Here is a 21,689-nt window from a genome sequence, read left to right as displayed (position 1 = left end):
ACTCCTTCAGGAATTCACTTACTTGGCGGTTCTGTTGCGACGCTTGCCGAGCAGCATTCCGGCGAGCACCAGAAGCACGGCGACGAGGAACATCGCCGTACCGATCACATTGATCTGAACGGGCGTGCCCCGCTGCGCCGATCCCCAGACGAACATGGGGAAAGTCACGGTGGAGCCCGCGTTGAAGTTCGTGATGATGAAGTCGTCGAAGGAGAGCGCGAAGGCGAGCAGCGCGCCGGCCGCGATGCCCGGCGCGGCGATCGGGAGCGTCACCCTCAGAAACGTCTGCACGGGACCCGCGTAAAGGTCCTGCGCGGCCTGTTCCAGGCGCGGGTCCATCGACATGACGCGCGCCTTGACGGCGGTCACCACGAAGCTGAGGCAGAACATGATGTGGGCGATCAGGACCGTCCAGAAGCCCAGCTGCGCGCCCATGTTGAGGAAGAGCGTGAGCAGCGAGGCGGCCATGACGACCTCGGGCATCGCCATCGGCAGGAAGATCAGCGAGTTCACCGCGCCGCGCGCCCGGAAGCGGTAGCGGACGAGAGCGAAGGCGATCATCGTGCCGAGCAGCGTCGCGCCGATCGTCGCCCAGGTGGCGATCTGCAGGCTCAGCGAGAGCGAGCCGCACATGTCGGCGACACCGCACGGGTCTTTCCAGGCGTCGAGCGAGAACTCCTGCCAGGAGTAATTGAAGCGCCCGGTCGGATTGTTGAAGGAGAACACCGTCACGACGACGTTCGGGAGCAGCAGATACGCGAGCGTGAGCAGACCCGCGATGACGACGAATTTGCCGCGGAGCCAGCGGAAGAAGGCAGCCATCAGACGAGATCCTCCGTCCCGGACTTACGGATGTAGACGGTGACCATGACCAGGATCGCCGCCATGAGGATGAAGGAGAGTGCCGCGGCCGTCGGGTAATCCAGGATGCGCAGGAATTGCGTCTGGATGACGTTTCCGACCATGCGGGTGTCGGTGGAGCCGAGCAGATCCGCGTTGACGTAGTCGCCGGCCGCCGGAATGAACGTGAGCAGCGTTCCGGAGACGACACCCGGCATGGAGAGCGGGAAGGTCACCTTGCGGAAGGTGGTGGACGGCTTGGCGTAGAGGTCGCCCGCCGCCTCGTGCAGGCGCCCGTCGATGCGTTCGAGGGACGTATAGAGCGGCAGGATCATGAACGGCAGGAAGTTGTACGTGAGTCCGCAGATCACCGCGAGGGGTGTGGCGAGGACCCGGTCGCCCTCCGTGACGCCCAGCCAGCTGGTGACGTCCAGGACGTGCAGCGAGTTGAGGGCGCCCACCACGGGCCCGCCGTCCGCGAGGATCGTCTTCCAGGCCAGCGTACGGATGAGGAAGCTGGTGAAGAACGGCGCGATGACGAGTACGAGGATGAGGTTGCGCCAGCGGCCCGCGCGGAACGCGATCAGATACGCGAGCGGATAGCCGAGCAGCAGGCACAGGATCGTGGCGGCGCCCGCGTACATCACCGAGCGCAGGAACTGCGGCCAGTAGTCGTTCAGGGCGTCCCAGTAGGTGGCGAAGTGCCAGGTGACCTTGAAGCCGTCTTCGAGGGAGCCGGTCTGGACCGAGGTCGATGCCTGGTAGACCAGCGGCAGCGCGAAGAAGACGACGAGCCAGAGGATGCCGGGGAGCAGCAGCCAGTAGGGGACGAGGCGGCCGCGTTTGCGGATCTTGCGGGGCGCCGCCTCGGGCTCTTGCTCCGGGGGCGCTTCGGTGAGGGTCGTCGTCATGCGGAGGCGTCCTCCTCGACCTTCTCGACGCCCGCCTCGACGTCCTGCGCGGCGTCCAGGCCGAAGGTGTGCGCCGGGTTCCAGTGCAGGACGACGTCGGTGCCGGGCACCAGGCGGGTGTCGCGCTCGATGTTCTGCGCGTACACCTCGAAGGAGTCGCAGAGCGGGCTGTCGACGACGTACTGCGTGGAGACGCCGATGAAGCTGCTGTCGGCGATGCGGCCCGTGATGCGGTTGCGCCCCTCGGGGATCTCCCCCGCCGCGTCGGCGTGCGTGAGGGAGATCTTCTCCGGGCGTACGCCGAGCAGGACCTTGCCGCCCGTGGCGGTGGAGGCCGAACATCGCGCGGCCGGCAGCGTGAGCTTGCCGTCGCCCGCCTTCAGGGTGAGGTCGTCGCCGCTGCGTCCGGCGATCTCGGCCTCTATGAAGTTCGACGTGCCGAGGAAGTTGGCGACGAAGGTGGTGCCCGGGTTCTCGTAGAGGTCGGCGGGGGCGCCCAGCTGTTCGACGCGGCCCGCGTTCATCACCGCGACCTGGTCGGCCATCGTCATGGCCTCCTCCTGGTCGTGCGTGACGTGCACGAAGGTGATGCCCACCTCGGTCTGGATGCGCTTGAGTTCGAGCTGCATCTGGCGGCGCAGCTTCAGGTCGAGCGCGCCGAGCGGCTCGTCGAGGAGCAGCACCTTGGGGTGGTTGATCAGGGCGCGGGCGACGGCGACGCGCTGCTGCTGGCCGCCGGAGAGCTGGTGCGGCTTCTTGCGGGCCTGCTCGCCGAGCTGGACCAGGTCGAGAATCTCGCCGACCTGCTTCTTCACGGACTTGATGCCGCGGCGGCGCAGGCCGAAGGCGACGTTCTCGAAGATGTCGAGGTGCGGGAAGAGCGCGTACGACTGGAAGACGGTGTTGACGGGCCGCTTGTAGGGCGGCAGTGCCGTGACGTCCTGGTCGCCGAGGTGGACGGTGCCCGATGTGGGCTCCTCGAGTCCCGCGATCATGCGGAGCGTCGTGGTCTTGCCACAGCCGGATGCGCCGAGCAGCGCGAAGAAGGAGCCCTGCGGCACGGTCAGGTCCAGCGGCTGTACGGCGGTGAAGGAGCCATACGTCTTGCTGATCCCGGTCAGGCGGACGTCGCCGCCGTGTTCTTGAGCAGAGGTCATGGTGTGTCCAGGAGAAGTAGAGGGGGTCAGGACTGCCCCGTCAGGGGCGCGGGGAACTGCGCGACCAGCCACGAAGGACCCGCACACGCAAACCGGCAATGCGAAGGCGCCTACGCCCCCGTGAGCTTCGCGAACTTCTCCTCGTACGCCGTCTCTTCCTTCGGCGTGAGCGAGCGGAAGCCGCGGGACTTCGCCGCCATCTCCTTGTCCGGGAGGATCAGCGTGTTGTTCGCCGCGTCCTTGTCGAGCTTCGCGAGCTCGGGGCGTACACCGTCGACGGGGCAGACGTAGTTGATGTACGCGGCGAGGCGGGCGGCGGGCTCGGGCTCGTAGTAGTAGTCGATGAGCCGTTCCGCGTTGCGCTTGTGGCGCGCCTTGCTCGGGACGAGGAGGTTGTCCGTGGACGTGATGTAGCCGGCGTCCGGGATGTGGAAGTCGATCTCCGGGTTGTCGGCCTTCAGCTGGACGACGTCACCGGCCCAGGCCAGACACGCGGCGAGGTCGCCCTTGGCGAGGTCCGACGTGTAGTCGTTGCCGGTGAAGCGGCGGATCTGACCCTTGTCGACGGCCTTCTGGAGACGGGCGATCGCCGCGTCGAAGTCGTCGTCGGTGAACTTCCCCGGGTCCTTGCCCATGTCGATGAGCGTCATGCCGACGGAGTCACGCATCTCGGAGAGGAAGCCGACGCGGCCCTTGAGCTTCGGGTTGTCCAGGAGCTGCGACACCGAGGTGATCTTTTCGCCGTCGGTCGCCTTCTTGTTGTACGCGATGACGGTGGAGATGCCGGTCCAGGGGTACGAGTACGCGCGCCCCGGGTCCCAGTCCGGGTTGCGGAACTGGGAGGCCAGGTTGGCGTACGCGTGGGGCAGGTTGGCCGGGTCCAGTTTCTGGACCCACCCGAAGCGGATGAGCCGGGCCGCGAGCCAGTCCGTGACGCAGATGAGGTCGCGCCCGGTTTCCTGGCCCGCCGCGAGCTGCGGCTTGATCTTCCCGAAGAACTCGACGTTGTCGTTGATGTCCTCGGTGTACTTGACCTTGATCCCGGTGCGCTTGGTGAACGCGTCCAGGGTGGGGCGGTTCTTCTTGTCGTCGACGTCCATGTACTCGGTCCAGTTGGAGAAGAAGATCTGCTTCTCCTTGGCCGAGTGGTCATCGGACGAGACTTCACCCTGGCTCTTGCGCGCCGCCGGGATCCCGCAGGCACTGAGTGCCCCGAGCCCGCCGATGGCGAACGCGCCGCCGGTGCCGGCGCGCAGCAGGGAACGACGGGTGAGGGAGGCCCTGCCGTTCCTGAAGCTGCGCTGCATGGCGGCCAGTTGGGGCGGGGACAGGCGGTCGGGCTCGTACTGCTCCATGCGCTTGGTTGCCCTTTCGGGAGGAGGGCCGCTGGTCGGGCGGCCTACTGGCTATCGGTCCCCGAAGATCGTGCGGTGCCAGTCCTTGCGGACCACCGCGGTGTTGTCGAACATGACGTGCTTGACCTGCGTGTACTCCTCGAAGGAGTAGGCGGACATGTCCTTTCCGTAGCCCGATGCCTTGTATCCGCCGTGCGGCATCTCGCTGAGGATCGGGATGTGGTCGTTGACCCAGACGCAGCCCGCCTTGATCTCGCGGGTCGCGCGGTTGGCGCGGAAGACGTCGCGGCTCCAGGCGGAGGCGGCGAGGCCGTACGGCGTGTCGTTCGCGAGCCTGATCCCTTCCTCATCGGAGTCGAAGGGCAGCACCACGAGGACGGGCCCGAAGATCTCGGACTGCACGATCTCGCTGTCCTGCGCTGCGTCGGCGATGAGGGTGGGCTTGTAGAAGGCGCCGGGGTGGGCGAGCGGCTCGCCACCGGTGACCACGCGCGCGTAGGAGCGGGCCCGGTCGACGAAACCGGCGACGCGGTCGCGGTGGACGTGCGAGATGAGCGGCCCGAGGTCGGTGCTCGGGTCGAACGGGTCGCCGAGCCGCACGCTCTCCATGAGCTCGGCGACGCCCTCTACGAAGGCGTCGTACAACGGGCGCTGTACGTACGCGCGCGTGGCGGCCGTGCAGTCCTGCCCGGTGTTGATGAGCGCGCCGGCGACCGCGCCGTGCACGGCGGCCTCCAGATCGGCGTCGTCGAAGACGACGAAGGGCGCCTTGCCGCCGAGCTCCAGGTGCAGCCGCTTCACCGTGGCGGTGGCGATCTCGGCGACGCGCTTGCCGACGCCGGTGGACCCGGTGAAGGAGGTCATGGCGACGTCGGGGTGGCCGACGAGCCGCTCTCCGGCGTCCCGCCCGGCGCCGCTGACGATGTTGACGACACCGTCGGGGATGCCCGCCTCGGTGGCGGCCTGCGCGAAGAGGAGCGAGGTGAAGGGGGTCAGCTCGGCGGGCTTGAGGACGATGGTGTTGCCGGCCGCGATGGCCGGAAGGACCTTCCAGGCGGCCATCTGGAGGGGGTAGTTCCAGGGCGCGATGGAGCCGACGACGCCGATGGGCTCACGGCGGATGTACGAGGTGTGGTCACCGGAGTACTCACCGGCCGACTGGCCCTGCAGATGGCGGGCGGCTCCCGCGAAGAAGGCGGCGTTGTCGACGGTCCCGGGGACGTCGAACTCCCGGCTCAGCTTGATCGGCTTGCCGCACTGGAGCGACTCGGCCTGGGCGAACTCCTCGGCGCGGTCGGCCAGGACGGCGGCGAAGCGGTGCAGGGCGTCGGAGCGCTCGCCGGGCGTGGCGCCCGCCCACTCGGGGAAGGCGTGCGCGGCTGCGGCGACCGCGGCGTCGACGTCCTTCTCGCCCGCGAGTTCGTATGTGTGGACCGTGTCGCCCGTGGCCGGGTCGACGACCGCCTGGGTTCTCCCCGACGTGCCTTCGGTCAGCCGTCCGGCGATGTACTGCGCGCCTTCCGCGAAATGGTCCTGCGCCTGGAAGTTGTGCATGACGCTCTCCTCCGCCGTCGCCCCCGTCCCGCAGGGGTCGGCGTAGCTCCAGATCGATTTGAGTGCCGATCCTGACAGAGCACTGGTGCTCCAACAAGTGATTCCGTTGTTGCCTTTTGGTTACGCGACGGAATCTGTCGACCAGGTGTCGAGTCGCCCCGGAAAACCCAGGACGGAGTGTCAGTGGTGCGTGCCAGACTCGCATGCATGACGAAGATCGACTCGGTGGAGGCGCTGGTCGCGGCGTTACGGAAGGGCGACGGAGGGCGGCTGAAGTACCTCCATTTCTGGGGCCACACCCCGCGCAGGGACGGCACGCTCGGCTCCAGCTGCCTGAGCCAGTGGTGGCTCGCGCCGTTCACCGTGGACGGTGTGGAGTACGGGACGGCCGAGCACTGGATGATGGCGGCCAAGGCCCGGCTTTTCGAGGACGCGGAGGCGGAGCGCGCGGTCCTCGCCTCACGGACGCCCGCCGAGGCGAAGAAGGCGGGGCGCCTGGTGCGGGGCTTCGACGAGGCGATATGGGAGCGGGAGCGCTTCGGGATCGTGGTCGAGGGCAGCGTCCACAAGTTCTCGTCGACGGACGAGCTCCGCGGGTTCCTCGTGGGTACGGGTTCGCGGGTCCTTGTGGAGGCGAGCCCCATGGACCGCATCTGGGGCGTGGGCCTGGCGGCCGACGACCCCCGGATCGAGGATCCGGAGAAGTGGCGGGGGCCGAATCTGCTGGGCTTCGCCTTGATGGCGGCCAGGGACCGGCTCAGCTAGGCGTTCGGCTCAGGGGCCGGCGGCCGCGGTCACCGCGTGGCCGCCGTCCCCCGAGGCCCCGTCCTCGAACGCGTCGTCCGGGATGACGATCAGCGCCACCAGGAGCCCCACACCCAGCACGACCCCGGCGATCCCGCAGATGAGCCCCGCCAGCGCCTGCCCGGGATTCGTCGCCTCGCCGCGCCGCGCCCTGCCGCGCCCGATCGCCCCGAAGATGATCGCGAGGACGCCGAGGACGATCGCCAGGGGCCACAGGCAGAAGACGGCGGCCGCGATGATCCCCAGGACGAGCGAGGTCACGCCCATCCCGTTGGCGGGAGCCATCGGCATGGCGGGCCAGCCGTACCCGGGCGGGCCCTGCCCCTGGTAGCCCGGATACCCGGGGTAGCCGGGATATCCCTGCGGACTCGGGTACCCCGGGTGCCCCGGACCCCCCGGGTACCCGTACGGCACCTGCCCCGGCCCCTCGGGCCCGATCGGAGGCGGCGGCACCGGCTCACCCGCCCCGGCGGCCGGCGGCGGAGGCGGCGCGAAGGGACCGGCCGCGGCGATCGTCGACTGATCGTGCGCGGAGGGAGCCGACCATCCCGAAGCCCGCCCCGCACCCGGCGGCACCTCCTCGGGCGGCGCCCACGGATCCCGCTTCTCCAACGGAACCGGCGCTCCCGGAGCTCCCGGTGACCCCACAGCCCCCCGCGGCGCGTCCTCCGGCGGCGGTGCCCACGGATCCCGCTCAGGCTCAGCGCCGGCGTCCGGCGCCGGCCCCTCGGCCTTGGACATGGCGAGTCACCTCTTTCATACGTTCCGTCATGCTACGGCCCCGGCGCCGCCCGGCAGCCGCCCGCCCGCCACGGGAATCCCGCCGCCTACGATGTTCCGCGACCCACCGATCAGCCGATCAAGCCCGTTCCTGGGGAGGAAACCGTGACCGACCACCGCACCGCAGAGCAGCAGCGTGACCCACATGCCTTCATCGCCGGCCTGCCCAAGGCGGAACTGCATGTGCACCACGTCGGCTCGGCGTCCCCCCGTATCGTCTCCGCGCTCTCCGCCCGCCACCCCGACTCCAAGGTGCCGACGGACGTGGAGGCCCTCGCGGACTACTTCACGTTCACGGACTTCGCGCACTTCATCCAGGTCTACCTCTCGGTCGTGGACCTGGTCCGCACCCCCGACGACGTACGCCTGCTCACGTACGAAGTCGCCCGCGACATGGCCCGGCAGAACATCCGCTACGCCGAGCTGACCGTCACCCCCTTCAGCTCCGTGCGCCGCGGCATCGACGACCGCGCCTTCATGGACGCCATCGAGGACGCCCGCAAGGCGGCGGAGGACGAGCTCGGCGTCGTACTGCGCTGGTGCTTCGACATCCCCGGCGAGGCGGGCCTGGAGTCCGCCGAGGAGACGCTGCGGCTCGCGACCACGGACAAGCTGCGCCCCGAAGGCCTGGTCTCGTTCGGGCTCGGCGGCCCCGAGATCGGCGTACCGAGGCCGCAGTTCAAGCCGTACTTCGACCGTGCGATCGCGGCCGGCCTGCACTCCGTGCCGCACGCCGGTGAGACGACGGGCCCGCAGACGATCTGGGACGCCCTGACCGACCTGGGCGCCGAGCGCATCGGCCACGGCACCAGCGCCGCCCAGGACCCGAAGCTGCTCGCGCACCTCGCCGAGCAGCGCATTCCGCTCGAGGTCTGCCCGACGTCGAACATCGCGACCCGCGCCGTCACCACCATCGACGAGCACCCCATCAAGGAGTTCGTCGCGGCCGGCGTCCCGGTCACCATCAACTCCGACGACCCGCCCATGTTCGGCACCGACCTGAACAGCGAGTACGCGGTCGCGGCCCGCCTCCTCGGCCTCGACGAACGGGGCATCGCGGCCCTGGCCAAGAACGCCGTCGAGGCGTCGTTCCTCGACCCGGCGGGCAAGGCGAGGATCGCCGCGGAGATCGACACGTACACGGACACCTGGCTCGCTCCGTAGGACGGAACCGCAGGACGGCACCACAATGGGCTCATGCGCACCGTGACAGCCGTGGCCCACCGAGGCGATCCCTACCGCGTCCGCGAGAACACCCTCCCGTCCCTGCGCTCCGCGCTCGAACGGGGCGCGGACGCGGTGGAGATCGACGTCCGCGTCAGCCGTGACGGTGTCCCCGTCCTGCTGCACGACGCGACGCTCAAGCGCCTTTGGGACCACGAGCGCCCGCTGTCCGCGCTCTCCGTCGACGAGGTGCGCGGCCTCACCGGGTACGGCGTACCCACCCTCGAAGAGGCCATCGAGGCGACCGAAGGACACCGGCTCATGGTGGATCTGCCGGGCGCGACGCCCGAGTCCGTACGCACGGTCGTCGGCACGATCGCCGACTGCGGGGCGGCGGAGCGCGCGTACTACTGCGCGGGCGCGCAGACGATGCTCGCGGTGCGCGCCGCCGATCCCGCCGCCGAGATCGCCCTGACCTGGACGAGCATCGCCCCGCCGCGCCGCGCCGTGCTCGACGCGATCAAGCCGCGCTGGCTCAACTACCGCTTCACGCTGCTCGACCGCGACCTGACCGTCGAGCTGCAGCGCGAGGGATTCCTCGTCTCGGCCTGGACCCCGGACACGAAACGCTCGATGCGCCGCCTGGTCGACATCGGCGTCGACTCGATCACCACGAACCGCGTCGACGTGCTCCACAGGGTCCTCGCGGCGAACGCCTGACGGCAAAGGGCCCGCGTCACCGCCCGCCCGTGGCGTACGCGAGCGGCGGCGCGATCGCCTGCGCGTCCACGCCCTCCCCCACCCACAGCCCGATCAGGAGCGCGGCCGTCGCCTCCACAAGCCCTGCCCGGTCGAGCCCACCGGCGGCGAAGGGCTCACAGCCGATGTCCTTCACCAGTTCCCGTACGACATCCAGCGCCCCCTGGTCGTCCCCGCACACCGGGACCGCGAGCGCCCTGCCGTCGAAGACCGGCGGCTCCATCCGCCACACGCCCTCATGGCAGAGGTTGAACGCCTTGACGACATGGGCCCCTGGCACCGCGTCGGCAAGCCGCCGGGCGGCCCCCGGACCACCCTCGGTGAGCAGAACGAACCCCGGGCCCACCGCATTGGAGCAGTCGATCAACACCCGCCCGAGCAGCTCCTCTTGCAACCCTCCAACGATTCCGCCCCCCGCCTCATAGGGCACGGCGAGCAGCACCGCGTCCCCGAACTCGGCGGCCGTGCGGGGCGTCCCGTGCCCCGCCGCCCCGATCCGCTCGGCGAGCGCCGCCGCCCGCCCCTCATCGCGCCCGCCGATCACCACGTCGTGCCCCGCCCGAACCCACTGAGCACCGAGCGCGTCCGCCATGTTGCCCGTACCGATGATGCCTATCCGCATGCCGATCCCCTCTCCTGGAGCCCCGAACTTCGGGGCACAGAACGACAGTAGGAAGCCGCTCAGGCACCATTCGGTACGTGACGAACGACGATCTGCTCGCCGACTGCCGCGCCCGGCTCGCCTTCGATCTGCTCTCCAACACCTGGAACGCCGTGGTCCTGTGGGCCCTGCGGCACGGCCCGCGCCGCCCCGGCGACCTGCGCGCGCACATCGGCGGCATCAGCCCCAAGATCCTCACCGAGACCCTGCGCCGCCTGGAGTACAACGGCCTGGTCTCCCGCACGTCGTACGCGGAGTCCCCGCCCCGCGTCGAGTACGAACTCACCGCCCTGGGCCACACGTTGCTCACCCCCGTCGAGGCCTTCGGCGCATGGGCCTTCGACCACGGCGACGAGGTGATGGCGGCACAGGAACGCGCCGACCGGGCGTCCGGCGAGCCTGCGTAGACAACACGCCACGGCGCGCCTGCCGTCCGGAGGGCCGCCCCCGCGCTGACCTGGGCCGCAGCAACGGGACGGCCATGGAACCGTCGGCTTTCCGCCGGACGTCCTGACCTTGTACGTTCATGTGTGCACAGGGGAGATCCGCTTCACCTGGGACTGGGAGCCGGGCACCCACCGTGCGGCGGCCCAGATGCGCAGCCGGTGGCGCACCGCGGACCCGGACGAGGTCAGCAGGCAGTTCTACGCGATCGTCACCGACCTGGTCGGCACCCCCAGCGAACTCGTCGGCGACGACGGCGCGATCGCCTGGCGCTCCGCCACCAGCCTGTGGGGCAGGCCCCTGGCCGGCACCGACGACGGCCTGTGCCCGCTGTCCTTCCCCGGCCAGTACCGCGACCCGGCAACAGGCCTGCACTACAACCTGTCCCGCTACTACGACCCGGACACCGCGAGCTACCTCTCCCCCGACCCACTGGGCCTCACCCCCGCCCCGAACCACCACGCGTACGTCGACAACCCGCTGCGCTGGAGCGACCCGCTCGGCCTTGAGGGCGACGAGCCGATCCTCATCTATGACGACTCGTCGTACGACAAGCACGGTTCGGGCAGCCAGTCGTCGGCCAAGGGCGAGATCGGCCGCGCCCCCGCGAACGGCCAGGCCGCGCTTGACCGGTCCATCGTCCGCGGCGAGGGCAACAACCCGGACGACTTCCGGCGCGTCGGCGTGGACCACGTGAACAACGAGATCGTGGTTCTCGACCGGCACGAGTACAAGACCGACAAGAACGGCAAGATCGTCAAGGAGAACACTCTGACCAAGCTGGTGAGGGCCAAAATGATCAACAACAAGAAGAAGCAGAAGGTGCTCCCGCCGCCGAAGTGCGACGGGTGACGTACGCAGGAAGCAGGAAGTACCGGTCATGGCGTCCGAATGGAACTGGCAGAGCGGCGAAGGCCTGCTGGGCATCGACGACCCCGCCGAGTGGGACGCGGCCTACGAGCGCGGCGAGGAGCGCCTCGGCACGGCGGTGATCGGACTGGCCTTCAACTGTCCCCTGGAGGAGGCCTCACCACGCATCCTCAAGGCGATGCGGTTGCCGGACCCCCATCAGCGGGGGTTCGCGTACACCGCAGCGGGCACCGCGGCGCGGATCAATGGCGAGCTGACACCAGAGCTCTACGCCGCGCTGCGCACGGAGGGTCCCGGCGGTTTCGCCGAGCACGCCATCAGGGACACCCTGACCTTTGTGCCGTTCCGGCAACTGCCGCCGTGGTTCAAGCGCCGGAAAATCATGACAAGGGTGCGGAACAAGGTGGAGGGCTGGCGGCTGCGATCCGAGGACGCAGTCACTGACGCCTGGAAGGCGCTGCGTCGACGACGCTGACGGAAGGGATCGTCTGTGGCGTCCGTGTGGGACTGGCAGGGCGACGTAAGCCTGTTGCTTTTCGATGACCCCGCCGAGTGGGACGCGGCGTACGAACGCTGCGAGAGCGGTCTCGGTACGGCAGCCATCGGACTGGCCTTCAACTGCCCGCTGGCCGAGGCCTCACCACGCATCCTCAAGGCGATGCGGCTGCCGGACCGCGGTCAGCGAGGATTCGCGTACACCGCGGCCGGCACGGCGGCCCGGGTCAACGGCGAACTCACCCCAGAGCTGTACGCCGCGCTGCGCGCGGAGGGTCACGGCGGCCTCGCCGAGACCGCGGTCGACGACACCCTCGACTACGTACCGTTCCGGGACCTGCCGCCGTGGTTCAAGTGGCGCAAGGTCGCATCGAAGGTGCAGGACAAACTGGCGACCTGGCGGCTGAACATCACGTACGCGGCCGAGGACGCTCGCAAGGCCCTGAGCCGACGCCGCTGACGCAAGGAGGACTGCACCGCGAGAACACCTTCCCAGGCCCTAGGCGACATCCGTCATGCTCGCGAACACCGTGACATTGTTCGGGTAGTAGTTCCGGTCCGCGTCGAACTCACCGCCGCAGGTGATCAGGCGGAGCCCCGCGTGGTCGATGTTCTTGTACACGTCCAGGGTGGGGAATTCCTTCTTCGGGTACTCCTCGACACGGTCCACCGTGAAGGTGGCCGTCTTCCCGTCCTGGCGTGTCACCTCGACGGTGTCTCCGGCTCTCATCGTCTTCAGCTTCTTGAAGACCGCGTCCGCACCGTTCCAGGTCACGTGTCCGGCGATCACCGCCGGGCCCCGGGAGCCGGGGGTGGGGCCCGGTTCGTACCAGCCCGCCAGATCTGGGTTCTTCGGTGTCGTCATCGCCCCTTTCCCGTTCTGCCCCAGCGTCTCCAGCTCGCTGGACACGCCCAGGGAGGGGATGGCGACCCTCTGTGGCACCGACCGGTCCAGGGCCGTGGTCGCCCGGCCGCCCGACTCCGACTCCGACCCCGTCGCCGGTGTCCGGCTCTCCGCCGTGCCGCCCCGCTCCGCGCTCCGGGCCGGCGGCGGCGCCTGCGAGGCAGCCGTGTCCTGGCCCGCGCATGCGGTGAGCACCAGGGCCGCCGCGACGGCGGCGACCGCGGCGGCGGAGGCATGCCGGACACTGGCCCACACCCTGCGGACCGGGCGCCTCACGCGGCATCCCCGGTCTTCACGACCGCCGGGGCAACGGCCGTCATCCGCCGCCACGCGAGAACGAGCGCCCCTGCGGCCGTCACCGCCGCCGCGCCCGCGGTACCGATCACGGCACCCGGGGACACGCCTCCCTCCGCGCCGCCCCCGGTCTCGACCCCGCCGACGGGTACAGATCCGACTGCCGCGCCCTCGACCACACCGCAGTTGGTCGGAGCGGTGGCCTCCTGCGGAAGCTTCGGGTCCAGTTCGCTCTTGCCCGCGCCCTCGAAGTCGTACTTGCCGTTGTCGTTGCGGTCGACGCCGTGCTGCACGATGTGCAGGTCCTTGATGTGGTCCACCACGTCCTGCCCGACGGTGATGGTCCGCTTGTAGCGGACCTTGCCCTCCGCGTCGGCCACCGGCATCCGGTCCACGGCGAGGCCGCTGCCGGCGTCGGTGCCCCCGGAGAGGGTCAGCGAGATGTTGATGTCGCCGTAGTGGACGGTGGCCTCCGTGTTGTCGAGGATGCCGTCGCCGTTGGTGTCGTCGCCGTCGTCCGGGCACTGGAAGTCGTGCCCGTCGGTGGATCCGTGCAGGTGCTGTGCCGAGGGCTGGCCGGGCACCATGCCCTCGGACTTGATCCACACGGTCAGCTCATTGCCGCGCAGGCTCAGGAGGGCCGTTCCCTTGGAGCCGGAGCCGTTCAGCTGCTCCAGGTCGAGCTGGTAGGCCGGGGTGTCCGCCGCGAACACCGGGGACGAGACGGCCACGGTGAGGAGGGCGACGGGCAGAGCGGCGAGCGCCGCGAGAAGACCGGTCCGCTTGGGCATCACGTTCGTTCCATTTCCGCGGCCCCCGAGAGGAAGGGAAGGCCGCATGTCGTACGGAATTCCTGGCGATGCCCGAGCGAGCCACCGAACGCCACATGGGCATCAACTGCCCCTTGACTGCGAGGCAGTTACCCATGAAACGGAACGAGGCTCTCGAGTGTTCAAAGGGAGCTAAAGACCGGCGATCGCGTTCCACCGCTTTGCGAACTCCGTCCGCTCCTCCGACGTGATGTCCCGCGCGATCGCGAGCCGCTTGCGCATCGCGTCGTCCGGGAAGATCAGCGGGTCCTCGGCGAGGGCCGCCACTTCCTTGTCCTTGGACGAGGCGAGGATGTCGCGCGCGGCCGGGACCGGGCAGACGTAGTTGACCCAGGCAGCCAGCTCCGCCGCCACCTCTGGGTCGTAGTAGTAGTCGACGAGCCGCTCCGCGTTCCGCTTGTGGCTCGCCAGGTTGGGGATCATCAGGGACTCCGCCCACAGCTCCGCGCCCTCCTCGGGGACGACGAACTCGATGTCCGGGTCGTCCGCCTGGAGCTGGATCACGTCGCCGCTGTAGGCCTGGCAGGCCAGGACGTCGCCGCTGGAGAGGTCCTTGATGTAGTCGTTGCCGGTGAACCGGCGGATGTGCTTCGCCGCCACCAGCTTCTCCACCTTGTCGCACACGCGGTGGAAGTCGTCGGCCTGCCACTTCGTGATGTCGACGCCGTCGCCCTGCATCAGGAGCGCGAACGACTCGTCGAGCCCGGAGAGCAGCGTGACCTTGCCCTTGAGGTCGTCGGCCCACAGGTCGGAGACATGCTTGATCTCGCGGCCGACCTTGCGCTTGTTGTACGCGATGCCGGTGATGCCGGACTGCCAGGGCACCGTGTGCTTGCGGCCCGGGTCGAAGCTGGGTGAACGCAGCAGCGGGTCAAGGTACTTGGTGACGTTCGGCTGCTTGCTCCGGTCCATCGCCTGGACCCATCCCAGGCGCACGAAACGGGCGCACATCCAGTCGCTGATGACGATGAGATCCCGGCCCGTTTCCTGATGGTTCATCAGGGACGGGCTGATCTTGCCGAAGAACTCGTCGTTGTCGTTGATCTCCTCCGTGTAGCGGACGTCGATGCCGGTCCGCTTCTCGAAGGCGTCGAGCGTGGGCCGCTTCGCCGCGTCATCGTCGTCGGTGTCGATGTAGAGCGGCCAGTTGGCGAAGGACAGCTTCATGTCCTGCCGCGACCGGTCGGGCGCTCCCCGCTCACCGGGGCCGATGTACGCGGCCGGCACACCGCACCCCGCGAGCGCACCGATCGCGGCACCACCGCCAAGGGCGCGCAGCAGGGACCGGCGGGAGACTGAGGAAGCTACGGGGTTCGCTCGCACCTCGGCAGCATGCGCCTGCGTGCCTCGTACAAGCAATGGACGCTGCGTCGACCCGAGCGGTCGGGAAGCGACACCCTGTCGATCACTGGGCGTGCTCCAGCCACCGATCAGGCGGGCTCCAGCCACCCTGCCAGGTCCCCCGCCGTGATCCGCTCCAGCGGCGCGGCGTCGACCGGCCCCGGGTAGAGGCGGTACACCGTGCCGGACGCGGCGTCCTCCGCGCCCGCCAACTCACCGTGCAGAAGCGCGAGAAGGGCACGGCGGCCGGTCAGCTCCGGCTCGGCACACAGCGCGTCCGGCTCCCAGCCGTCGCGGATGCGCAGCGCGAAGTCGGCGCGCGGCTCGTCATCGGCGCGGCGGTAGCCCCACAGGACGTGACCGCGGCCGCGTACGTACACGTCGCCGTCGGTGCGCGCTGCCGCCGTCCAGCAGGCCAGGTCCCACAGGGTGGCCCGGCCCCGCGGCTTGAACGTATCGAGCAGGTCGTTGCCGATGCGCCCGAGCTGCCGCTTGTACCGCCACACGTCGTGGTTGCCGCCGGTGGTGGCGAGGGTGACGTCGGCCCACCACGCGTGCCGCGTCCGCAGGTCGACGATCATCGGCACCCGCAGCGTCGCGTCGCCCGCGAGGTCGAAGCGCTGGCGGACGGTGCGCGGGTCATAGAGGGCCCGTCCCTTGGCCCCCACACCCCCGGCGCCCTCCACCGCCATGAACCCCGCGAAGGCGTCCGGGAGTTCGTCGAAGGGCACGTCGTTGTACGAGAGGACCGCGGGCACCACGAACCGCACCCCCGTGCCCGCCAACCGCGGCAGATCCAGGTCCAGGTACTCGGTGGCGCCGTGCGGGGCCGGCGCCGAGGTCAGGTCCCCGGAGTGCCGGGCGGCGCCGCCCGCGTACTCCAGCTGCGTGTAGTCGCAGAGACCGACGAAGCGCCACAGGTCGTCGTAGAGCGCGACGGACAGGTCGAGGTCGACGCGCAGCCCCTTGGGCTGCAGCCAGTGCAGGAAGAGCCGCACGGTCTCGCTGTCCTTCGGCATGGGCAGCGAGCTGCCGCGTGGCACCGCGACCAGCGAGGCAGCGGAGGCGCGCTCGGCGAACGGCACCGGCAGGTCGGCGAGCGAGGCGTCCAGGACGGCCACGTCGTACCGCTCCCCCTCGCGCACCGTCAGCCGCCGCACAGCCTCCGCCTCGATCAGCTCACCGGCCCGGCCCGCCACCCGGGCGGGCAGCGGCGGCCGGTGGTCCTCGACCGCGTACGCCTTGGTGATCCGCCCGCGCGGGAAGAAGACGCGGCGGTGCCCCGGCACGGAACGGACCTTCATCCGCCCGTACGCGCCGAGCAGCGGCCCGGGAGCCGTGCGCGGCAGGGCATCGGCGAGCGCCTCGCCCACCGCGTCCGGAAGCGTCGCCGAGCCCGACCGGGCCAGCAACAGGTCGAGGCGGCGCAGGAGTTCACCCGGGCGCTCACGAAGGAGTCCGGCGGCGGCCTCGGTGTCCCAGCGGCCGAGCGCCTCCTCGACGCGCCCCTGCCAGGTGACGACGCGCAGCCGGTCGCCTTCGAGCCGGACGTCCTCGTGCCGGGCGGCCTCGGCGAGCAGTGTCTCGCCGAGCGCGCCGTCGCCGATGCGGGTCCCGCGCAGGACCGCGAAGGCGAGCGCCACGCGCGCGTGCCGGTGGGCCTGCTCGAAGGGGTGCAGGATTTCACCGACCCGCTTCCAGGCCTGCGGATTGCGGGCCATGTCCTCGGCCAGGCGCCGGAAGTCGAACCGGTCGAGCAGGGCGAGGAGTTCACGTCGTACGGGCCGCGAAAGCCCCCGCAGACGCGGCAGTTCGAGCAGGTCGGGGTCGCCTCCGGAACGTACGACGAGTACGCGCAGCACATCGGTGGCGGTGTCGGCGTACCGCGCCACCAGCGGCCGCACATCGGGGAGGTCGAGCAGCGGCGCGAGGGCGAGTGCCTTGCTCTCGCGCAGCGGGATGGCGGCCGGGAGCCAGTCGGCTGCGTCGGCCGGGTCCAGGTGTCCGAGGAGCAGGACCAGGTGTCCGAGGAGCAGGACCAGGTCGTCGTGGTCCTGGGGGTCGAGGGGCGTACGGCGGGCGAGCAGCGCGGCGAGCTCGGCGGCGGCGTCGCCCGGCGCACCAAGACGCAACGCGCGCAGGATCTCGCCACCGTCGCCGCCAAGCTCTGCCCCGGTGTCGATCCAGGGATCGGTGGGCCCGTCCGTCTCGTAACGCTGCTCGCAGATCGGGCAGCCGTACCAGACGCAGCACTCCTCGCAGCAGCCCCAGTCCACCATCTTCGGGTGGCAGTCGTCGCACAGCAGATGCGCGCAGGGCGCGAGCGCGCGCACCCGGGCCTTGGTGCCCGCGCAGTTCATGCAGGGCTGGTGCGGCTGGGCCGCGAGATGCGCGAGGACGGTCGCGGTGAAGCGGTCGTACGCGTGCTGGTAGGGGATCTCGTCGGGGAACCGCCGCAGCAGCGGGGCATGGTGGCGGTCGGAGCCCATCAGCGCGTCGACATCGGCGAGCAGCCCCCGCCCGGTGGCCGCGAGGTCGCCGGCGGACAGCGCGGTCAGCGCGCGGCGCAGCGGGGCGGTCAACAGGTGCCCGCGGTCGGCGAGTTCGGCTTCGAGGACGACGACAGCGGCGTCGGTCACGGCGGACCGTCCGGCGCCTTCGGGAACGTACACACTCCGCCGACGGCGCAGCAGCAGTCCCGCGAGATCGTCGGTCGTTGTCGCCGTCATCAGGTCACACCCCCGTAGTACATGAAGAGCGGGGGCGGAGAGTGCGTGCGCTACGGATCTTTTTGCAGAAGAGGAAAAGAAGGAAGCACACAACGGAGCCGCCCCCGCGTACGTGACGGTACGCGGGGGCGGCGGGGCCGGGCATCTCCATTAGGGCGACGAGCAACCCGGCGGACGCGACTAGCCCTCGATCGACGTCATGACGTGCTTGATGCGCGTGTAGTCGTCGAAGCCGTACGCCGAAAGGTCCTTGCCGTAGCCGGACTTCTTGAAGCCGCCGTGCGGCATCTCCGCGACCAGCGGGATGTGCGTGTTGATCCAGACGCAGCCGAAGTCGAGGACCTTGGACATGCGCATGGCGCGCGCGTGGTTCTGCGTCCAGACCGAGGACGCCAGGGCGTAGTCCACGCCGTTCGCGTACGACACGGCCTGCGCCTCGTCCGTGAAGGACTGGACGGTGATGACCGGGCCGAAGACCTCGTTCTGGATGATCTCGTCGTCCTGCTTGAGGCCCGAGACGACGGTCGGGGCGTAGAAGTAGCCCTTCTCGCCGACCCGCCGGCCGCCCGCCTCGACCTTGGCGTGCGCCGGAAGGCGGTCGATGAAGCCGGAGACCTGCTTCAGCTGGTTGGCGTTGTTGAGCGGGCCGAAGAGCACGTCCTCGTCGTCCGGCTGGCCGGTCTTCGTGTCGGCGGCGGCCTTGGCGAGCGCCGTCACGAACTCGTCGTGGATGGACTCGTGGACGAGCACGCGCGTGGCGGCCGTACAGTCCTGGCCCGCGTTGAAGAAGCCCGCCACCGAGATGTCCTCGACGGCCTTGGCGATGTCGGCGTCCTCGAAGACGACGACCGGCGCCTTGCCGCCCAGCTCCAGGTGGACCCGCTTGAGGTCCTTGGATGCGGACTCGGCGACCTGCATGCCGGCGCGCACGGAGCCGGTGATGGAGGCCATCGCCGGGGTGTGGTGCTCGACCATCGCGCGGCCCGTGTCACGGTCGCCGCAGACGACGTTGAAGACGCCCTTGGGGACGATCGAGCCGATGATCTCGGCCATCAGGACGGTCGACGCGGGGGTCGTGTCCGAGGGCTTGAGGACGACGGTGTTGCCCGCGGCGAGCGCCGGGGCGAACTTCCATACACCCATCATCATCGGGTAGTTCCAGGGCGCGACCTGCGCGCAGACGCCGATCGGCTCGCGGCGGATGATGGAGGTCAGACCCTCCATGTACTCGCCGGCCGCGCGGCCTTCGAGCATCCGGGCCGCACCCGCGAAGAAGCGGATCTGGTCGACCATGGGCGGGATCTCCTCGGACCGCGTGAGTCCGATCGGCTTGCCCGTGTTCTCGACCTCGGCCGCGATGAGCTCCTCGGCGCGCTCCTCGAACGCGTCGGCGATCTTCAGCAGGGCCTTCTGGCGCTCGGCGGGCGTCAGGTCACGCCAGGCGGGGAACGCGGCCGCGGCCGCCTCCATGGCGGCGTCGACGTCGCTCTGTCCCGACAGCGGCGCGGTGGCGTAGGACTCGCCGGTGGCGGGGTTGACCACCTCGGTGGTCCGGCCGTCGGCGGCATCCCGGAATTCGCCGTTGATGTAGTTACGCAGACGGCGCAGCTCGGTGGTCACGTCCTGCCCTCCTGATGTCCAGTGGATGAGACATCCACCCTAGTCGTTCTACAGACGCTTTCAACATACCTGCAGGCCCAGAACTGCGAAATCCGTGACGTTCGAAGCTCCAAACAACGAATTTCATCGATCTGGCCTTGCGGAACTGTCGAGTCCCGTGCACCATGGGGTCGTGGCCAGTCGCAGCGCAGATTCCAGCAGTTCCCGACACGGGAACGGTTCTTCGTCCATCGACGCCGTCTCCCTGGCGATCATCGAACAGCTTCAGGAGGACGGACGCCGTCCGTACGCCGCCATCGGCAAGGCCGTGGGCCTGTCCGAGGCAGCCGTACGGCAGCGCGTCCAGAAGCTGCTCGACCAGGGCGTGATGCAGATCGTCGCCGTCACGGACCCGCTCACCGTGGGATTCCGACGGCAGGCGATGGTCGGCATCAATGTCGAGGGCGATCTGGATCCTGTCGCTGAGGCGCTGACAGTCATGGCCGAGTGTGAGTACGTGGTGATGACCGCGGGCTCCTTCGACCTGATGGTGGAGGTCGTCTGCGAGGACGACGACCACCTTCTCGAAGTGATCAACAAGCGCATCCGCGCCCTCCCCGGCGTGCGCTCCACCGAGAGCTTCGTCTACCTGAAGCTCAAGAAGCAGACCTATATGTGGGGAACCCGATAGCCGTGAGCAAGGACCTCAGCCAGACCGCGTACGACCACCTGTGGATGCACTTCACCCGCATGTCGTCGTACGAGAACGCGCCCGTTCCCACCATCGTGCGTGGCGAGGGCACCTACATCTTCGACGACAAGGGCAAGAAGTACCTCGACGGCCTCTCCGGCCTGTTCGTCGTCAACGCCGGCCACGGTCGTCACGAGCTCGCAGAGACCGCGTACAAGCAGGCTCAGGAGCTGGCCTTCTTCCCGGTGTGGAGCTACGCCCACCCGAAGGCCGTCGAGCTCGCCGAGCGCCTCGCGGACTACGCTCCGGGCGACCTGAACAAGGTCTTCTTCACCACCGGTGGCGGCGAGGCCGTCGAGACCGCGTGGAAGCTCGCGAAGCAGTACCACAAGCTCACCGGCAACCACACGAAGTACAAGGTCATCTCCCGCGCGGTCGCCTACCACGGCACCCCGCAGGGCGCCCTGTCCATCACCGGTCTGCCCGCCCTGAAGGCCCCCTTCGAGCCGCTCGTCCCGGGCGCGCACAAGGTGCCGAACACGAACATTTACCGCGCCCCGATCCACGGTGACGACCCGGAGGCCTTCGGCCGCTGGGCTGCCGACCAGATCGAGCAGGAGATCCTCTTCGAGGGCCCCGAGACCGTCGCGGCCGTGTTCCTCGAGCCCGTGCAGAACGCCGGTGGCTGCTTCCCGCCGCCGCCCGGCTACTTCCAGCGCGTGCGCGAGATCTGCGACAAGTACGACGTGCTGCTCGTCTCCGACGAGGTCATCTGCGCCTTCGGCCGTCTCGGCACGATGTTCGCCTGTGACAAGTTCGGCTACGTCCCGGACATGATCACCTGCGCCAAGGGCATGACCTCGGGCTACTCCCCGATCGGTGCCTGCATCGTCTCGGACAAGGTCGCCGAGCCGTTCTACAAGGGTGACAACACCTTCCTGCACGGCTACACCTTCGGCGGCCACCCGGTCTCGGCCGCGGTCGGCCTCGCCAACCTCGACATCTTCGAGAAGGAGGGTCTGAACCAGCACGTGCTCGACAACGAGGGCGCGTTCCACCAGACCCTGCAGAAGCTGCACGACCTGCCGATCGTCGGCGACGTCCGAGGCAACGGCTTCTTCTACGGCATCGAGCTGGTGAAGGACAAGGCCACCAAGGAGACGTTCAACGACGAGGAGACGGAGCGCGTGCTCTACGGCTTCCTCTCCAAGGCGCTCTACGACAACGGCCTGTACTGCCGCGCCGACGACCGTGGCGACCCGGTCGTCCAGCTGGCCCCGCCGCTGATCTCCAACCAGGACACCTTCGACGAGATCGAGGGCATCCTGCGGCAGGTCCTCACGGAGGCCTGGACGAAGCTGTAGTCCGTACAGACGGATCAACACCGGCCCCGGGGGCGCCCGTTCGAGTGAGAACGGGCGCCCCCGGGCCGCGTCGTTTCCAGGCAGCGCGGCCTGGATCCCTAGCGTGCCCAGTGACCGATCGGCCCCGCCTTCGTTCCCCCGTA

Annotated in this window: 21 protein-coding genes; 9 read left to right on the top strand and 12 right to left on the bottom strand. The window is 69.4% G+C overall.

From position 1 onward, the window contains the following. Positions 1-18 precede the first annotated feature (18 nt). The 5 genes from OG453_RS27365 to OG453_RS27345 all read right to left on the bottom strand — a co-directional run bounded on the left by OG453_RS27365 (position 19) and on the right by OG453_RS27345 (position 5,817). On the bottom strand, positions 19-822 hold the full coding sequence (locus OG453_RS27365; RefSeq protein WP_266871170.1) for an ABC transporter permease: 804 nt from the start codon (positions 820-822) through the stop codon (positions 19-21). Beyond that, positions 822-1,751, bottom strand: a complete 930-nt coding sequence (locus tag OG453_RS27360) for an ABC transporter permease (protein ID WP_266871169.1) — start codon at positions 1,749-1,751, stop codon at positions 822-824. Before OG453_RS27360 ends, OG453_RS27365 begins: the two co-directional genes overlap by 1 nt. Next, on the bottom strand, positions 1,748-2,908 hold the full coding sequence (locus OG453_RS27355) for an ABC transporter ATP-binding protein (RefSeq protein WP_266871168.1): 1,161 nt from the start codon (positions 2,906-2,908) through the stop codon (positions 1,748-1,750). Before OG453_RS27355 ends, OG453_RS27360 begins: the two co-directional genes overlap by 4 nt. A 110-nt stretch (positions 2,909-3,018) precedes the next feature. Beyond that, the gene (locus OG453_RS27350) at positions 3,019-4,263 is read right to left on the bottom strand and encodes a PotD/PotF family extracellular solute-binding protein (protein WP_266871167.1); all 1,245 of its coding nucleotides are present in this window, start codon (positions 4,261-4,263) and stop codon (positions 3,019-3,021) included. Positions 4,264-4,314: 51 nt separating this feature from the next. Further along, positions 4,315-5,817, bottom strand: coding sequence for a gamma-aminobutyraldehyde dehydrogenase (locus OG453_RS27345; protein ID WP_266871166.1), 1,503 nt, complete (start codon positions 5,815-5,817; stop codon positions 4,315-4,317). 207 nt (positions 5,818-6,024) lie between these two features. Here OG453_RS27345 and OG453_RS27340 point away from each other — a divergent pair, with 207 nt between their 5' ends. Continuing rightward, a complete protein-coding gene (locus OG453_RS27340; RefSeq protein WP_266871165.1) occupies positions 6,025-6,582 on the top strand; it encodes an NADAR family protein in 558 nt (185 codons plus the stop codon). A gap of 9 nt (positions 6,583-6,591) precedes the next feature. Here the strand turns inward: OG453_RS27340 and OG453_RS27335 are convergent, their stop codons facing one another. Next, positions 6,592-7,233, bottom strand: a complete 642-nt coding sequence (locus OG453_RS27335) for a DUF4190 domain-containing protein (RefSeq protein ID WP_266871164.1) — start codon at positions 7,231-7,233, stop codon at positions 6,592-6,594. A gap of 246 nt (positions 7,234-7,479) precedes the next feature. Between OG453_RS27335 and OG453_RS27330 the strand changes: the two genes are divergently transcribed. Together OG453_RS27330 and OG453_RS27325 are read left to right on the top strand one after the other, a co-directional pair. Further along, complete coding sequence (locus OG453_RS27330; RefSeq protein WP_266873146.1) at positions 7,480-8,565, top strand: adenosine deaminase; 1,086 nt, start codon at positions 7,480-7,482, stop codon at positions 8,563-8,565. A gap of 33 nt (positions 8,566-8,598) precedes the next feature. Further along, complete coding sequence (locus tag OG453_RS27325) at positions 8,599-9,285, top strand: glycerophosphodiester phosphodiesterase (RefSeq protein ID WP_266871163.1); 687 nt, start codon at positions 8,599-8,601, stop codon at positions 9,283-9,285. A 16-nt stretch (positions 9,286-9,301) separates the two neighbouring features. Here OG453_RS27325 and OG453_RS27320 read toward each other — a convergent pair whose 3' ends face one another. Next, positions 9,302-9,946: an NADPH-dependent F420 reductase gene (locus OG453_RS27320; RefSeq protein ID WP_266871162.1), complete on the bottom strand. Its 645-nt coding sequence runs from the start codon at positions 9,944-9,946 to the stop codon at positions 9,302-9,304. 77 nt (positions 9,947-10,023) lie between these two features. Here OG453_RS27320 and OG453_RS27315 point away from each other — a divergent pair, with 77 nt between their 5' ends. From OG453_RS27315 to OG453_RS27300, 4 genes are all read left to right on the top strand, one after another. Then, complete coding sequence (locus OG453_RS27315) at positions 10,024-10,392, top strand: helix-turn-helix domain-containing protein (protein WP_266871161.1); 369 nt, start codon at positions 10,024-10,026, stop codon at positions 10,390-10,392. 121 nt (positions 10,393-10,513) lie between these two features. Next, complete coding sequence (locus OG453_RS45175; protein ID WP_323178671.1) at positions 10,514-11,281, top strand: RHS repeat-associated core domain-containing protein; 768 nt, start codon at positions 10,514-10,516, stop codon at positions 11,279-11,281. Between the two features lie 28 nt (positions 11,282-11,309). Then, positions 11,310-11,774: a hypothetical protein gene (locus tag OG453_RS27305; protein ID WP_266871160.1), complete on the top strand. Its 465-nt coding sequence runs from the start codon at positions 11,310-11,312 to the stop codon at positions 11,772-11,774. Between the two features lie 15 nt (positions 11,775-11,789). Continuing rightward, positions 11,790-12,254, top strand: coding sequence for a hypothetical protein (locus OG453_RS27300; protein WP_266871159.1), 465 nt, complete (start codon positions 11,790-11,792; stop codon positions 12,252-12,254). Positions 12,255-12,293: 39 nt separating this feature from the next. Here the strand turns inward: OG453_RS27300 and OG453_RS27295 are convergent, their stop codons facing one another. The 5 genes from OG453_RS27295 to OG453_RS27275 form a co-directional block, all read right to left on the bottom strand. Continuing rightward, positions 12,294-12,974, bottom strand: a complete 681-nt coding sequence (locus OG453_RS27295) for a class F sortase (protein ID WP_266871158.1) — start codon at positions 12,972-12,974, stop codon at positions 12,294-12,296. Then, positions 12,971-13,786, bottom strand: a complete 816-nt coding sequence (locus OG453_RS27290; protein ID WP_266871157.1) for a hypothetical protein — start codon at positions 13,784-13,786, stop codon at positions 12,971-12,973. The genes OG453_RS27295 and OG453_RS27290 overlap by 4 nt, the downstream gene beginning before the upstream one ends. 168 nt (positions 13,787-13,954) lie before the next feature. Beyond that, entirely contained in the window at positions 13,955-15,145 is a 1,191-nt protein-coding gene (locus OG453_RS27285) for a spermidine/putrescine ABC transporter substrate-binding protein (protein ID WP_266871156.1), read from the bottom strand. Between the two features lie 107 nt (positions 15,146-15,252). Then, complete coding sequence (locus tag OG453_RS27280) at positions 15,253-17,892, bottom strand: MXAN_6230/SCO0854 family RING domain-containing protein (RefSeq protein WP_266871155.1); 2,640 nt, start codon at positions 17,890-17,892, stop codon at positions 15,253-15,255. Between the two features lie 180 nt (positions 17,893-18,072). After that, a complete protein-coding gene (locus OG453_RS27275) occupies positions 18,073-19,512 on the bottom strand; it encodes a gamma-aminobutyraldehyde dehydrogenase (RefSeq protein ID WP_266871154.1) in 1,440 nt (479 codons plus the stop codon). Positions 19,513-19,669: 157 nt separating this feature from the next. Between OG453_RS27275 and OG453_RS27270 the strand changes: the two genes are divergently transcribed. Continuing rightward, a complete protein-coding gene (locus OG453_RS27270; RefSeq protein ID WP_266871153.1) occupies positions 19,670-20,182 on the top strand; it encodes an Lrp/AsnC family transcriptional regulator in 513 nt (170 codons plus the stop codon). Then, positions 20,167-21,546: an aspartate aminotransferase family protein gene (locus OG453_RS27265; protein WP_266871152.1), complete on the top strand. Its 1,380-nt coding sequence runs from the start codon at positions 20,167-20,169 to the stop codon at positions 21,544-21,546. The genes OG453_RS27270 and OG453_RS27265 overlap by 16 nt, the downstream gene beginning before the upstream one ends. The last annotated feature ends 143 nt before the right edge of the window (positions 21,547-21,689 follow it).

The organism is Streptomyces sp. NBC_01381, from assembly GCF_026340305.1.
Lineage (GTDB): Bacteria > Actinomycetota > Actinomycetes > Streptomycetales > Streptomycetaceae > Streptomyces.
This window is presented reverse-complemented; position numbering and strand designations above follow the sequence as displayed.